This is a genomic window from Phenylobacterium sp. (assembly GCF_037968635.1).
Lineage (GTDB): Bacteria > Pseudomonadota > Alphaproteobacteria > Caulobacterales > Caulobacteraceae > Phenylobacterium.
On the sequence record NZ_JBBKVV010000171.1, the window covers coordinates 1 to 13,461 of the forward strand.

Consider the following 13,461-nt stretch of genomic DNA (forward strand, 5'->3'; position numbering starts at 1 on the left):
GGGCGGGGGGACATGGGCGGAGGATTCGCCGGTTCGCTCGCTCATGGCAAGCTTGGGCTCAGGCGAGCGCCAGGCGGCTGGTGACCCAGTTCAGCACCAGACGGCCGGCTGGAGTGGCCCGCAGGCGGTCCTGGTCGTGGGCGAGGAGGCCGGCCTCGATCAGGCGCAGAACTTCGGGATGGGCGGGCGTGAGGCCCAGCGCCGCGAGCTCTGTGAAGGCGACGCCGTCCTCAATGCGCAGGCCTGCCAGAAGACGCTCCTCTGCGGCCTGTTCTGGGGTCAGGATCTCGCGGGTGGCCCAGCCAAGGCCGCTTTGCGCGACCTTGGCGATGTAGTCGGCGGGACGGGCGGCGGCGAAGGTGGCGGTGCGCGCGCCCTCCAGGGTCAGGCGGCCGTGGGCGCCGGGGCCCGCGCCGACATAGTCCTGGCCGCGCCAGTAGACGAGGTTGTGCCGCGACCGGGCGCTCTCGCCCTTCGCGTGGTTGGAGACCTCGTAGGCGGTGAAGCCGGCCCCGGTGAGGCTCTCCTGGGTCACGTCGAACAGTTCGGCGGCCAGGTCTTCGCCCGGCGGGACGAGGGTCCCGCGCTTCACGGCGCGGTCGAAAGCGGTGCCGGCCTCGATGGTGAGCTGGTAGGGCGACAGGTGCTCGGCGCCGAGGTCGATGGCTTCGCCAAGCTCGGCGCGCCAGGCCTCGGGGGTCTGGTTGGGGCGGGCATAGATCAAGTCGAGCGAGAGGCGTGGGAAGAGCTTCGCCCCCAGGGCGGCCGCCCGCCTGGTCTCGTCGGCGCCGTGGTTGCGGCCCAGCAGGGCCAGACTGGCGTCATCCAGGGCCTGGACGCCGAGGGACAGCCGCTGAACCCCGGCGGCGGCGAAGCCCGAGAACCGGTCGGCCTCGGCGTCGGTGGGATTGGCCTCCAGGGTGATCTCCAGGTCCGTCGCGGGCCTCCAGAGCGACTGGCAGAGGGCGATCATCTCGCCGGCCCAGTCGGGGTCCATCAGCGAGGGGGTGCCGCCGCCCAGGAAGATTGAGGTCAGTTCGCGCGGGCCGGTCAGCTCCCTGTGGCGCCGCAGGTCGGCGAGGATGGCGTTTTTCAGGGCGCGTTGCTCTTCCTCACGTCCTCGGTCGCGCAGGACATTGAAGTCGCAATAGGGGCAGATGCGCGCGCAATAGGGCCAGTGGATGTAGACCCCCAGCAGATTCAAAGGATGGCGGCCTTGAGCTTGGCGAAGGCGAGCGCCCGATGGCTCATGGCGTCCTTGGCGGCGGGGTCCATCTCCCCAAAGGTCTGATCGAAGCCCAGCGGCGTGAAGATGGGGTCGTAGCCGAAGCCTCGCGTCCCGCGCATCGGGAAGGTCAGGGTTCCATCGACGCGGCCTTCCACCACCACGGCCGGGCCGTCTGGCCAGGCGACGGCGAGCGCGCTGGTGAACCAGCAGGACAGGTCCTCGGCGCTGGTCGCCTCGACCCGCTCCTCGACCTTGGCCATGGCCACAGCGAAATCCTTCCCCGGCCCGGCCCAGCGGGCGGAGAAGATGCCCGGCGCGCCGTCCAGGGCGGCGACCGAGAGGCCGGAATCATCGGCCAGTGCGATCAGGCCGCTGGCGTCGGCGGCGGCGCGGGCCTTGAGCAGGGCGTTGCCGACGAAGGTGGTCTCGGTCTCGTCAGGCTCGGGCAGGCCCAATTCTCCGGCGGTCACCAGGGAGAAGCGGTTTTCCAGGATGGCGGCGATCTCCACCACCTTGCCCGGATTGTGGGTCGCCACCACCAGCCGCGCGCCGGGTTCGAGCTTGAGCGCCATGGGAAACCTCCGGTTCGACTGCGAGCGCGGACCATAGTCGCGGCGCGCGCGCCCTTCAATTGCAACGGTTTGCGCGCGGCCAAGCGCAACATTGCCGATGTTTCATATCGTTTTTCGATAATTATCTTGATCGAAAAGCGATGCGCTCATATTGACTAACGACATGGAGCGGCGACGGGCCGCGCCGCAACAAAAAGCGCCGCCACGGCGGCCGCCCTTGGAGATGAAGTCATGTTTTCGCCTGTGATGACCTGGATGGACCGCGCCCTGATGCAGGTCGTGATCGTACTCGCCGCCCTTCCCGTGGCGGCCTTGGTGGCCGGCGCGCTGGTCAGCTAGACTGACGTGCTCAAGTCAGACGCTCTCGCCGCCAGCCGCCGCGTTGGCGGCGGAGCCACGCGAGCGGGGAGAAAGAGTTGATGCGCACCTTGGGGCCCGGTTCGGTTTCCAGCTTCCTGAAGATCATCCTCGATGTGGTCTATGTGGCCCTGTGGATCGGGATTGGCGTCGTCGGCATCCTGATGCTGGCCGCTCTCCTCCTGAGCTTCAATCCTGACCTGATCGGAAGTCTGTCGCTGAGCGCCGAGGGCGCCAGCGTGGTCAGCCGAGGCCCTGTCCTGGCCGGAGGATTGCTGGCCGCGGCGCTCTACATGGCCGGCCTGCAGGTGATCGTGGCGCGGCTGCGCCAGATTTTCGCGACCCTGACGGCCGGAGACCCCTTCCACCCGGACAATGTGCTGCGCCTGCGGGTGATCGGCCTGGCGCTGGGCAGCCTGGAGCTGGTGCGTTACGCCGTTCGCTTCGCTGGCGACTGGCTGGATCTCGCCCAGACCAAGAGCAGCCAGGGCTTCAGCCTGACGGCCTGGTTCTCGGTCCTGGTGGTCTTTGTCCTTGCTGAGGTGTTCCGTGAAGGCGCGCGCCTGCGCCGCGAAGCGGAGCTGACGATCTGAACATGCCTATTCGCGTCCAGCTCGACCGCGTGCTGCTCGAACGCCGCATGTCGCTCACCGAACTCGCCGACCGCGTCGGCGTCACCATCGCCAACCTTTCGATCCTCAAGACCGGCAAGGCCCGCGCGGTGCGCTTTTCCACCCTGGCGGCCCTGTGCCGCGAGCTGGACTGCCAGCCCGGCGACCTGCTGCACTACGAGGCCGGACCCTCCGACGACCTTCCGGACGACGACGAAGACAGCTGAACACGGCGGCGTGATGACGCAGTGCGGCGGAAAACTGCGCGCGCGTGTGCAAAAAAGTCTGACTGAGCGGTGCTTAGATATTGTCAGGTAAGGCTTTCGCTCCTATATGCACTGCAACAATTGCTGCATTGCACAAAGGAGCTCCCCATGGCTCGCGCCATTGAAAGCCTGATCGACCGCCTGATGGCCCCCTTCGCCGAAGAGCTGGCCCGTCTGCCCGCCTCGGCCTTCCGTCAGCTGCTGAACGGTCTCTAAGCGTTCAGTACCCCACGGTCGTACACCGTGGCTTCGCGTTCGAAACGGGCGGTCCCTCGGGGGCCGCCCGTTTTGCGTTCTGAGGCCTTACTTCCGGGCGCCGGCGTCCCGCTGCATCACGCAGAGCTCGCCGATCCCCTTGCGGGCCAGGCCGAACAGGGCCTCGAACTCAGCCTGGCTGAAGCCGCGCTTCTCGCCGGTGGCCTGGATCTCGACGATGTCACCCGAGCCGGTGAGCACGAAGTTGGCGTCGGCCTCGGCGTTGGAGTCTTCCTCGTATTCGAGGTCCAGCACCGGGACGCCGTTGTAGATGCCGCAGGAGATGGCCGCGACCTGGTCGGTGATCGGGTCCGTGGTGATCAGGCCCTCTTCCATCAGATAGTTCACCGCCTGGCGCAGAGCGACCCAGGCGCCGGTGATCGACGCCGTGCGCGTGCCGCCGTCGGCCTGGATGACGTCGCAGTCGATGGAGATCTGGCGTTCTCCCAGCAGGGTGGGGTTGATCACTGCGCGCAGCGAGCGGCCGATGAGCCGCTGGATTTCCTGGGTGCGGCCCGACTGCTTGCCTTCCGAGGCCTCGCGGCGGCCCCGGGTGTGGGTGGCTCGCGGCAGCATGCCGTACTCGGCGGTGACCCAGCCCTGGCCCCGGCCGCGCATGAAGCCCGGCACCCGGTCCTCGACGCTCGCAGTGATCAGCACCTTGGTGTGGCCAAAGGTGATCAGGCAGGAGCCCTCCGCATAGCGGTTGACCCCGGTTTCGATGGTCACGTCACGAAGAAGCTCGGGAGTACGGTCGGAAGGGCGCATGGAAAGGCTCGGATATGAGCGCGACGTCTTGCGCCGCAGAGGGCCGCGCTTATCCTAGAATACAGAGGTTCCGTCCATGGCCTGCCTAACCCCTTGACCAGTTCCCTGTTGACCGGCGGGCCTTCGCTCGCCGCGCTGGACGAGCGCGCCCGCGATATCTTCCGCCGCGTCGTGGAAAGCTATCTGGAAACCGGCGACCCCGTGGGGTCGCGCACCCTCTCCAAGGGCGGGGTCCACCTGTCGCCGGCCTCGATCCGCAACACCATGCAGGACCTGACCCAGCTTGGTCTGCTGGGCGCGCCCCATGTCAGCGCCGGACGGTTGCCGACCCATGCGGGCCTGCGCCTGTTCGTCGACGGCCTGATGGAGGTGGGCGACGTGGGCGAGGAGGAGCGGCGGTCCATCGAGCACCGGCTGACCGGCCGAGGCCAGACCTTCGACGACGCCCTCAACGAGGCCAGCGCCATCCTCTCGGGCCTGGCCGGCGGCGCGGGCGTGGTGGTGACACCTGTCCGCGACGCGGGGGTGAAACATGTGGAATTCGTTTCGCTGTCGGCTGACCAGGCCCTGGCGGTGATGGTCTTCGACGACGGGGCGGTCGAGAATCGGCTGATGGCGCTCACCGCCGGGGTGACGCCCAGCGCCCTGCAGGAGGCCTCGAACTTCCTCAACACCCGGCTGCGCGGCAAGACCCTGGCCGAGGCGGGGCGGGAGATGCGGACCGAACTGGACGTCGCCCGCCGGCAGCTCAACGAGACCGCCGCGCGGCTGGTGGAGGATGGCTTGGCCGCCTGGGGAGGCGGCGAGGTGGCCGAACGGGCCTTGATCGTGCGGGGTCGCGGCAATCTTCTCGCCGATCCGGAGACCCTGGACGACCTTGAGCGCGTTAGGATGCTGTTCGACGACCTCGAACAGAAGGAACAGCTCATCGGGCTGCTGGATGGGGTCAACGAGGCTCAGGGTGTGCGCATCTTCATTGGCGCCGAAACGCGACTGTTTTCGCTTTCGGGTTCCGCCGTGATCGCCGCGCCCTATATGACGGGCCGTCAGAAGGTGCTGGGCGCGATCGGCGTGATCGGTCCTGCCCGCCTAAACTATGCCCGGGTCATCCCGCTGGTGGACTATACCGCCCGCGTGCTGTCCCAGGTCCGAGAACGCGTGAAGGATTGAACATGTCCGACGATCAAACGCCGGCCGACGACGTCAACGACATCGCCGATGCGGCGATCGACCATATCGAGGCCCTCACCGCCGAGAACAAGGCGCTGAAGGAACAGGTGCTGCGCTACGCCGCCGAGGCGGAGAACACCCGTCGCCGCGCCGAGCGCGAGGCCAATGACGCACGCGCCTACGCCATCCAGAAGTTCGGCAAGGACCTGCTGGCCGCGGCCGACAACCTGTCGCGCGCGCTGACCGCCGCGCCGGCTGACAGCGCCGATACGGTGGTGAAGAATTTCGTGGTGGGTGTCGAGATGACCGCCAAGTCGCTGCAGACCGCCTTCGAGACCAATGGTCTGAAGAAGATCGAGCCCGACAAGGGCGTGAAGTTCGACCCGCATCAACACCAGGCCATGATGGAGCAGCCCTCCACCGAGGTGGGCGCCGGTGGCGTGATCCAGGTGCTGCAGCCCGGCTACGAACTGCTGGGCCGGCTGATCCGCCCGGCCATGGTGGTGGTGGCGGCCAAGGGTTCCACAGGACCGGCGGCGCCGGCCGCGGAAGCTCCAGGCGCGCCGGCCAACCCCTATGCCGCCAACGATGCGACCCACGACGCCTCCCACGATGGGGACGCCGTGGATACGAAGGCCTGAGCGGGCCTTTAGGCCTTGTCGTCCGGCTTGCGCAGGCGGATCAGGCCCTCCTGGGTGACTGAGGCGACGAGGTCACCCTTCTCGTCATAGATCGAGCCGCGCACAAAGCCGCGGCCGCCCGACGCCGAGGGGCTGTCCTGGTGGTAGAGGTGCCACTCGTTGAAGTTCGACGGCTTGTGGAACCACATGGCGTGGTCGAGGCTGGCTGACTGCAGGCCAGGGGTCTGCCACTCGACCCTGTGGGGCCGCATGGCGGTCGACAGCATGTTCATGTCCGACGCATAGGCCATGATCACCTGGTGCATATGCGGATCAGCCCCGATGGGGGCCGTGGCGCGGAACCAGACGCTGTTCTCGGCGGGCTTGGGGCCCTTGCTCCAGGAGGAGGGGCCGACCGAGCGCATTTCGATGGGCCGCGGGCGCGACATCATCTTGCGCATCGCCTCCGGGGCCTTCTCCATCATCTTGCGCTGCTTGACGGAGTCGTCTTCGAGGTCCGCCGGCCCCGGGACCTCCGGCATCGGAATCTGGTGTTCGAAGCCGTCCTCCTGAACCTGGAAGGAGGCGGCCAGGTTGAAGATCTGCTTGCCGTTCTGGATCGCCACGACCCGGCGGGTCGTGAAGGTGCCGCCGTCCCTCGAGCGGTCGACGTCGAACACGATCGGCACGCGGGGATCGCCCGGGCGGATGAAGTAGCAGTGCAGCGAATGGCAGACCCGATCCTCGACGGTCTCGTAGGCCGCCAGCAGGGACTGGGCGATCACCTGGCCCCCGAAAATCCGGCCCGGACCCATGGACGGGCTGACGCCCCGGAACAGGTTCAGCTCCAGGCGTTCCAGCGACAGGGTCTCTGGCAGGCTCTCAGGGGTGTCCATTATGTGTCTCGGAATATGCTGCAAGTGCGAAAGGCGCTGGATTAAGCCCATAGCGCGGCTCCGGCAAGGCGGTAGAATTACGCACGCCGATGGTCCAAAAGCCGCACATGTCCTTTGACGCCACCGTCCTGACCATGTTTCCCGAGGCCTTTCCGGGCCCGCTCGGTGTCTCGCTGATCGGCACGGCCTGGCGCGAGCAGGGGCTCTGGTCCTTGGAAACAGTGGACATTCGGGGTTTTTCCAAGGATAAGCGCGGCTTCCTGGACGACACCCCTGCGGGTGGCGGCCCGGGACAAGTGATGCGAGCGGACGTCATCGCCTCTGCGCTGGACAGCGTGGAGCCGCGAGGGCGGCCGCTCTTATACATGAGCGCCCGGGGTCAGCCCCTGACCCAGGCGCGCGTTCGGACGTGGGCTGACGGGCCTGGACTGATCGTCCTGGCCGGCCGGTTCGAGGGGGTGGACCAACGGGTGCTCGACGCGCGCGGGTTCGAGGAGGTCGCGGTCGGCGACGCGGTGCTCGCCGGTGGCGAGGCGGCGGCGCTTGTCACGATCGAGGCGTGCGTACGGCTGGTCCCTGGTGTGTTGGGGCAGGCCGAGAGCTTGAATGAAGAAAGCTTCGAGGACGGGCTCCTCGAAGGTCCGCAATATACGCGACCGCGGACGTTCGAAGGCCTGGATATCCCCGAGGTGCTGCTGAGCGGCCATCACGCCCTGGTGCGGAAATGGAGAGCTGAGCAGCGAGAAGAGACGACGCGGAAGCAGCGACCAGACTTGTGGGCGCGGCGAACCGCCAATCAACAGCCAAAGGGCGATTAAGCCCGAAGACCTAGAGGACGACTTAGATGAACATCATCCAGCAGCTGGAAGACGAAGAGCGCAACCGCCTTCTCGCCACCCGCAAGATTCCCGATTTCCAAGCCGGTGACACCCTTCGCGTCAGCGTGAAGATCAAGGAAGGCGAGCGCGAGCGCGTCCAGGCCTATGAAGGTGTCTGCATCGCCCGTCAGGGCGGCGGCATCAACGAGAGCTTCACGGTCCGCAAGATCTCCTTCGGCGAAGGCGTGGAGCGGGTCTTCCCAACCCACTCGCCGATGATCGAGTCCATCGAAGTGAAGCGTCGCGGCGTCGTGCGTCGCGCCAAGCTCTATTACCTGCGCGATCGTCGCGGGAAGTCGGCGCGGATCGCCGAACGTTCCTACACCGGCGGTACGGCCAAGCCGGAAACCGTCACCCCGGCGGAAACCGTCGAGGACTAAGGTCTTCTTCGAGCCTTACGAGTTTCAAGCGGCGGCCCTGGCGACGGGGCCGCCGTTTTCGTTTCAGCCTTCCACCCACGCCTTCCAGGCCTTCATCACCGGGACGAAGTCGGTGGGCTGGGTCTCGTACTGAAGAACCTCCGCGTCGAAGGTCACCCAGGGCTGGGCGCTGCCCACCCAGAAGGCCGAGACCGGGTGCAGCCAGCTTGTGTCATCCAGGGTCCCGGGCCGGATGGTCAGGGAATGCGGCCCGCCGGGCGGCTCGGTGAACACCCGAGTTCCGCAATCGGCGCAGAAGCGCTGCGGGATCACCGTCCCAGAGGTCGCCTTGCGCGGCCAGCTTCCGGGTTCACCGCGGGTGATCTCGAAATCCTTGCGGAACACCGGCATGGCCATTGAAAAGGCGCTGGCGGTCAGTGACTGGCAGTCGGTGCAGTGGCAGGTATAGACCGCGATCGGCGGGGCGTTCAGCCGGTAACGGATCGCGCCGCAGGCGCAGCCGCCCTCGACGGGAAACTCGGGCAGGCGACTCACCGGCTCTTGCCCAGATACTCGCCGAACCCCGCCACCAGATGGTCGAACATCAGACGCATGCGGCGGCTACCCTTGAGGTTCTCATGCATGGCGATCCAGCATTCGAGCTCGAAGGAAAAGGCGTTGGCCAAGACCGGGACCAGGCCGTCGCGGCGGGCGATCTGATGCTGCACCCCGCCGATCCCCATGCCGGCCCGGATGGCGGATATCTGCGCGGCGTCGTTGTCGGTGCGGAAGGCGAAAATGTCCCGCGTGATCTCCCGGGGAAACTCGATATTGGTCAGGGCTTCCAGGGGTGGCCGCTCCCGGTCGAAACCGCACAGGGTGTGGTTCTCAAGGTCTTCCATGCTTTGGGGCATGCCGCGCCGGTCGATATAGCTCTGCGTCGCGTAGAACCCGACCCCCAGCATGCCGATCTTGCGGGCCACGAGGGCGCCCTGGGTGGGGCGGGCCATGCGGACCGCGATGTCCGCGTCACGGCGCGACAGGTCCTCGATCTTGTTGGACAGCACCAGTTCGATGGCGATGTCGGGATGCTGCTCCATGAAGCCGGACAGGATCTGCGGCAGGACCTCGACGCCGACGATCAGGCTGGCGGCGATGCGGATCGAGCCCTTCTCGCTGTCGGCCGACCCGGAGGCGTCGCGCGCGGCGGCGGCGGCGGCGGCGTGCATCTCCTCCAGGTGAGCCTTGAGGCTGACGGCCAGGTCGGTGGGGGTCAGGCCGCGGGGGCTGCGCAGGAACAGCGGCGCGCCCAGCTGCTGCTCCAGAGCTTCGATGTGCCGGCCGATGGTGGGCTGGGTCAGGCCCCGGGCGCGCGAGGCCGCCGACAGGCTGCCGGCCTGCAGAACGGCGTGCAGGCTCTGGTACAGGTCCCAGGTCGGATCGCTCATGCGCCCATGAATAGCTGAGTCACGGATAACCGCAATTTCGTCGGAGCTCCCCGGGGGCTGATCCTCGCCGCGCTTTCAAGGAGATGGCGACATGGCGACTTCAGACAAGACCGCCCTGGTGATCGGGGCGACGGGATCGCTGGGCGGCGAGGCGGCGGCGGCTCTGCTGGCGCGCGGCTGGCGGGTGCGCGGCTTGCACCGGGACCCCGTCCGGGCGGCCCGGGAGGTGGTCGGGCTGGAGCGGATCGACTGGGTGAAGGGCGACGCCATGTCGGCCGCTGACGTGACGGCGGCGGCGCAAGGGGCGGCGGTCATCGTCCACGGCGCCAATCCGCCCGGCTACCGGAACTGGGCGGGCCTGGCCGTGCCAATGCTGGAGGCCACCATCGCCGCGGCGAAGGCGACGGGCGCGCGAATCTTGTTCCCGGGCAATGTCTACAACTACGGCCCCGACGCCTTCCCGATGATGGCGGAGGACGCCCCGCAGAACCCCACGACCCGCAAGGGCGCGATCCGGGTGGCGATGGAGCGGCGGCTGGCCAGCGCCGGCGTTCGGACGATCGTGGTGCGGGCCGGCGACTTCTTCGGGCCCGTCAGCGGCTCCTCCTGGCTGACCGAGGGCATCGTGGCCAAGGACAAGCCGCTGCGCAGCGTGAGCTATCCCGGGCCTCGCAACATTCGCCACGCCTGGGCCTACCTGCCCGACCTCGCCGAGACCATGGCGCGCTTGGCGGAGATCGAGGCCACCCTGCCCGACTATGCGACCTACCAGTTCGGTGGTCACCAGCTCACTGGCGACGAGATGATCTCGGGTCTGGAACGGGTGGCGCGCCGCAGGCTGGCGGTGAAGGGCTTCCCGTGGCTGGCCCTGCGCGCCGTCGCCCCCTTCATCGAGACGCTGCGGGAGATGCTGGAGATGCGCTATCTGTGGGACAAGGCCGTCCTGCTGGACAACGCTCGGCTGGTGAAAACCCTCGGCGCGGAGCCTCACACCCCCCTCGAAACGGCGCTCAAGACCGCGCTCCAGGGTCAGGGTTGCCTGTCGATGGACCAAAAAGCCGCCGCTTGAGGCAAATCCTTGCGCGGTCCGGTGCGAAATCGTCGCGGGACGCTGGACTTAGGGGCCTCTCAGACCCTACATGCCGCCCATGTCCGGCAAGACCCTTTATGACAAGATCTGGGATGCGCACGTCGTTGCGGAGCAAGACGGCGAGGCGATCCTCTATATCGACCTGCACCTGATCCACGAGGTGACGACGCCCCAGGCCTTCGCCGGCCTTCGCGCCGCCGGACGCCCCGTGCGCCGTCCCGACCGCACCCTGGCGGTGGCCGACCACAACGTCCCCACCGAAGGCCAGGCGCTCGGCGTCGGCGCGGTGGCCGACGAGGAGGCCCGCCTGCAGCTCCAGACCCTGGAGCGCAACGTCAAGGACGCAGGCATCGAGTTCTTCCCGATGGGCGATATCCGCAACGGGATCGTCCACGTGGTCGGGCCTGAGCAGGGCCGCACCCAGCCGGGCATGACCATCGTCTGCGGCGACAGCCACACCTCGACCCACGGCGCCTTCGGGGCCCTGGCCCAGGGGATCGGCACGTCGGAGGTGGAGCATGTGCTGGCCACCCAGACCCTGCGCCAGAAGAAGTCGAAGAACCTGCGCGTCACCGTCAACGGCACCCCGGGTCCCGGCGTCGGCGCCAAGGACTTCGCGCTCGCCATCGTCGGCGCCATCGGCACGGCGGGCGGCACCGGCTCGGTGATCGAATATGCCGGCGAGGCGATCCGGGGCCTGTCCATGGAAGGCCGCATGACGCTCTGCAACCTGGCCATCGAGGCCGGGGCGCGGGCGGGTCTCGTGGCGCCCGACCAGACCACCTACGACTACATGATGGGCCGTCCGGCCACGCCGAAGGGCGCGGCCTGGGAGATGGCTCTGGCCCACTGGAAGACCTTCTTCTCCGACGACGATGCGGTGTTCGACCGCGAGGTGGTGCTGGACGCCGCCGACATCGCGCCGACCGTCACCTGGGGCACGTCGCCTGAGGACGTGGTGGCGGTCACCGGCAATGTGCCGGCGCCGGAGAGTTTCGCCACCCCCGACAAGCGGGCGTCGGCCGAGCGGGCCCTGGACTATATGGGTCTGACCGCCGGCCAACTGATCGCCGACGCCAAGGTGGACGTGGTCTTCATCGGCTCCTGCACCAACAGCCGCATCGAGGATCTGAGGTCCGCCGCGGCAGTGGCCCAGCATGCCTTCCTGAACGGCCGCTTGGTGGCGCCCCACGTGCGGGCCATGGTGGTGCCGGGCTCGGGGCTGGTGAAGGAACAGGCCGAGGAGGAAGGCCTGGACGCCATCTTCAAGGCCGCGGGCTTCGACTGGCGCGAGCCGGGCTGCTCGATGTGCCTGGGCATGAACCCCGACAGGCTGGCGCCGGGCGAACGCTGCGCCTCGACCTCCAACCGCAACTTCGAGGGTCGCCAGGGCCGGGGCGGACGCACCCACCTGATGAGCCCGGCCATGGCCGCCGCCGCCGCCATCGCCGGCCACATCGTCGACGTCCGGGATTTCCTCTAGTTCACGCAGGGCGCGCGGATGCTCAAGGGCCTGTTTGGAAAATCGCGGTTCCTGGAGGCCGACCTGGAGGATTGGATCTTCGAGACCTGGGCTTGGCTGATGCGCAACTTGGGTGGCATGGAGCACCTGGCCCAAACGCCCCTGATCATTCCCACGCCCGAATTTTTCCCGCGCACCGAGACCGAAGGCCATGAGCGGGCCGGCTTCATGCTGGACTGCCTCAAGCAGACCTGGGGCTTGATGGACTGGCCGACCCAGCTGGAGGCCTTCGATCGCCAACCAGCCAACGCCCAGGTGGGCGAGTTCTGGAACCTGGCTGGAGGCGAGGCCCCCAACGGCCTGTTCCAGGCTCGCGATGGGCTAGGCTGGATTGGCTACGCCTCGGACTTGGTGGCCCAGCCCCACCGGTTGACTGCGACCCTCGCCCACGAACTCTCGCACTATCTGTTGTCCAGCGTCGCCGAGCCCTCGCCGGGCGGCGAGGACGCACATGAATTGGCGACCGAGCTCTGTGTGGCCTATTTCGGCGGCGGCGTTTTCGCTGCGAACACCGCTTTCGAATTCAGCCAGCATGGCGACAGCTTCTCCCAAGGCTGGCGGTCCAGCCGCAACGGCTACTTCTCGGAGCGCACCTGGGCTTTCGCCCTGGCCTTGTTCCTAAGCCTGAAGAATGAGCCCATCCCGGATCGATGGCTGAAGCCCGGCCTCACGGCGATGACCCAGAAGGCCATGCGATATTTGGCGGGCTCCCCTTCCCTTATGGCGCCCCTAAGGGGTATCGGCTGAAGCATGATCACCGGCCTCGACCACATCGCCCTCGCGGTGAACGATCTCGACGTGGCCATCGCCGGCTATCGCGCCCTACTGGGCCGGGAGCCGAACTGGATCGGCGGCGACGGCGGGGCGCGTCACGCCTGGTTCCAGCTGCCCAACATGGCGCTCGACATCATCACGCCGCATGGCGAGGGGGCGTTCGGCGACACCATCGCCAAGCACCTGGCCGAACATGGCGAGGGCATCTGGGCGGTGGCCTTTACCGTCGAGAACGCCGAAGCCGCGCAGAAGCTGGCCGAGCGCAGGGGCCTGCGGGGCTCGGTCCCTGGCCCCACCCGCTCGACCCACGACGATGGCCGCAAGCGCTATTGGACCACCTCGGCGCTGAACGCCGCCGACACCGGCGGCTTGAATATCCTGCTGGTGGACCCGCCCCGCAGCGGCGAGCCCTGGCCGTTGTCGGCGCCCGTCGACAGCGAGGCCTCGGCGGTGAGCGAGCTGGACCACGTGGTGATCAACACCGCCAATCCCGACCGGGCGCTCGCCATCTACGGCGCCAAGCTGGGCCTCGACCTGCGTCTCGACCGCGCCAACGAACAGTGGGGCGTGCGTCAGCTGTTCTTCCGCTGCGGCTCGGCGGTGGTGGAGATGGGCGCCAGCCTCAAGCTGCCGGTGTCCGACGCCCC

At 67.8% G+C, this 13,461-nt stretch carries 16 protein-coding genes; 10 read left to right on the forward strand and 6 right to left on the reverse strand.

What is annotated here, in order from left to right; all coding sequences use genetic code 11:
- Positions 1-58: 58 nt before the first annotated feature.
- Both hemW and AAC997_RS18410 read right to left on the reverse strand, forming a co-directional pair.
- Complete coding sequence (gene hemW / locus AAC997_RS18405; protein WP_340647160.1) at positions 59-1,204, reverse strand: radical SAM family heme chaperone HemW; 1,146 nt, start codon at positions 1,202-1,204, stop codon at positions 59-61.
- A complete protein-coding gene (locus AAC997_RS18410; protein WP_340647161.1) occupies positions 1,201-1,800 on the reverse strand; it encodes a non-canonical purine NTP pyrophosphatase in 600 nt (199 codons plus the stop codon). Before AAC997_RS18410 ends, hemW begins: the two co-directional genes overlap by 4 nt.
- 419 nt (positions 1,801-2,219) lie before the next feature.
- On the opposite strand from AAC997_RS18410, the gene AAC997_RS18415 reads away from it, so the two are divergent.
- Positions 2,220-2,750: a DUF2975 domain-containing protein gene (locus AAC997_RS18415; RefSeq protein ID WP_340647162.1), complete on the forward strand. Its 531-nt coding sequence runs from the start codon at positions 2,220-2,222 to the stop codon at positions 2,748-2,750.
- A 2-nt stretch (positions 2,751-2,752) separates the two neighbouring features.
- Positions 2,753-2,995: a helix-turn-helix transcriptional regulator gene (locus tag AAC997_RS18420; protein WP_340647163.1), complete on the forward strand. Its 243-nt coding sequence runs from the start codon at positions 2,753-2,755 to the stop codon at positions 2,993-2,995.
- Between the two features lie 342 nt (positions 2,996-3,337).
- Here the strand turns inward: AAC997_RS18420 and rph are convergent, their stop codons facing one another.
- Positions 3,338-4,057 carry a ribonuclease PH gene (gene rph, locus AAC997_RS18425; RefSeq protein WP_340647164.1) on the reverse strand — a complete coding sequence of 240 codons (720 nt, stop codon included), beginning with the start codon at positions 4,055-4,057 and terminating at the stop codon, positions 3,338-3,340.
- Between the two features lie 93 nt (positions 4,058-4,150).
- Between rph and hrcA the strand changes: the two genes are divergently transcribed.
- On the forward strand, positions 4,151-5,227 hold the full coding sequence (hrcA, locus tag AAC997_RS18430) for a heat-inducible transcriptional repressor HrcA (RefSeq protein ID WP_340647165.1): 1,077 nt from the start codon (positions 4,151-4,153) through the stop codon (positions 5,225-5,227).
- A 2-nt stretch (positions 5,228-5,229) separates the two neighbouring features.
- Positions 5,230-5,868, forward strand: a complete 639-nt coding sequence (gene grpE / locus AAC997_RS18435; protein WP_340647166.1) for a nucleotide exchange factor GrpE — start codon at positions 5,230-5,232, stop codon at positions 5,866-5,868.
- Between the two features lie 8 nt (positions 5,869-5,876).
- Here grpE and AAC997_RS18440 read toward each other — a convergent pair whose 3' ends face one another.
- Positions 5,877-6,743, reverse strand: coding sequence for an acyl-CoA thioesterase II (locus tag AAC997_RS18440; protein WP_340647167.1), 867 nt, complete (start codon positions 6,741-6,743; stop codon positions 5,877-5,879).
- 107 nt (positions 6,744-6,850) lie between these two features.
- Here AAC997_RS18440 and trmD point away from each other — a divergent pair, with 107 nt between their 5' ends.
- Both trmD and rplS read left to right on the forward strand, forming a co-directional pair.
- Positions 6,851-7,561 (forward strand): tRNA (guanosine(37)-N1)-methyltransferase TrmD, encoded by a 711-nt coding sequence (gene trmD, locus AAC997_RS18445; protein ID WP_340647168.1) that lies wholly within the window; start codon positions 6,851-6,853, stop codon positions 7,559-7,561.
- Between the two features lie 26 nt (positions 7,562-7,587).
- Positions 7,588-8,001 carry a 50S ribosomal protein L19 gene (gene rplS, locus AAC997_RS18450; protein WP_340647169.1) on the forward strand — a complete coding sequence of 138 codons (414 nt, stop codon included), beginning with the start codon at positions 7,588-7,590 and terminating at the stop codon, positions 7,999-8,001.
- Positions 8,002-8,064: 63 nt separating this feature from the next.
- On the opposite strand, the gene AAC997_RS18455 is transcribed toward rplS, so the two are convergent.
- Both AAC997_RS18455 and AAC997_RS18460 read right to left on the reverse strand, forming a co-directional pair.
- Positions 8,065-8,535, reverse strand: coding sequence for a GFA family protein (locus tag AAC997_RS18455; RefSeq protein WP_340647170.1), 471 nt, complete (start codon positions 8,533-8,535; stop codon positions 8,065-8,067).
- Positions 8,532-9,428: a LysR family transcriptional regulator gene (locus AAC997_RS18460; protein ID WP_340647171.1), complete on the reverse strand. Its 897-nt coding sequence runs from the start codon at positions 9,426-9,428 to the stop codon at positions 8,532-8,534. The genes AAC997_RS18455 and AAC997_RS18460 overlap by 4 nt, the downstream gene beginning before the upstream one ends.
- Positions 9,429-9,519: 91 nt before the next feature.
- Here AAC997_RS18460 and AAC997_RS18465 point away from each other — a divergent pair, with 91 nt between their 5' ends.
- The 4 genes from AAC997_RS18465 to AAC997_RS18480 all read left to right on the forward strand — a co-directional run.
- A complete protein-coding gene (locus AAC997_RS18465; protein ID WP_340647172.1) occupies positions 9,520-10,497 on the forward strand; it encodes an NAD-dependent epimerase/dehydratase family protein in 978 nt (325 codons plus the stop codon).
- Between the two features lie 79 nt (positions 10,498-10,576).
- Positions 10,577-12,001 carry a 3-isopropylmalate dehydratase large subunit gene (gene leuC, locus AAC997_RS18470; protein ID WP_340647175.1) on the forward strand — a complete coding sequence of 475 codons (1,425 nt, stop codon included), beginning with the start codon at positions 10,577-10,579 and terminating at the stop codon, positions 11,999-12,001.
- Positions 12,002-12,019: 18 nt separating this feature from the next.
- Positions 12,020-12,787, forward strand: a complete 768-nt coding sequence (locus tag AAC997_RS18475) for a hypothetical protein (protein WP_340647173.1) — start codon at positions 12,020-12,022, stop codon at positions 12,785-12,787.
- A 3-nt stretch (positions 12,788-12,790) separates the two neighbouring features.
- Positions 12,791-13,461, forward strand: a 671-nt coding sequence (locus AAC997_RS18480) for a VOC family protein (protein ID WP_340647174.1), incomplete at its 3' end; no start/stop codon positions are given.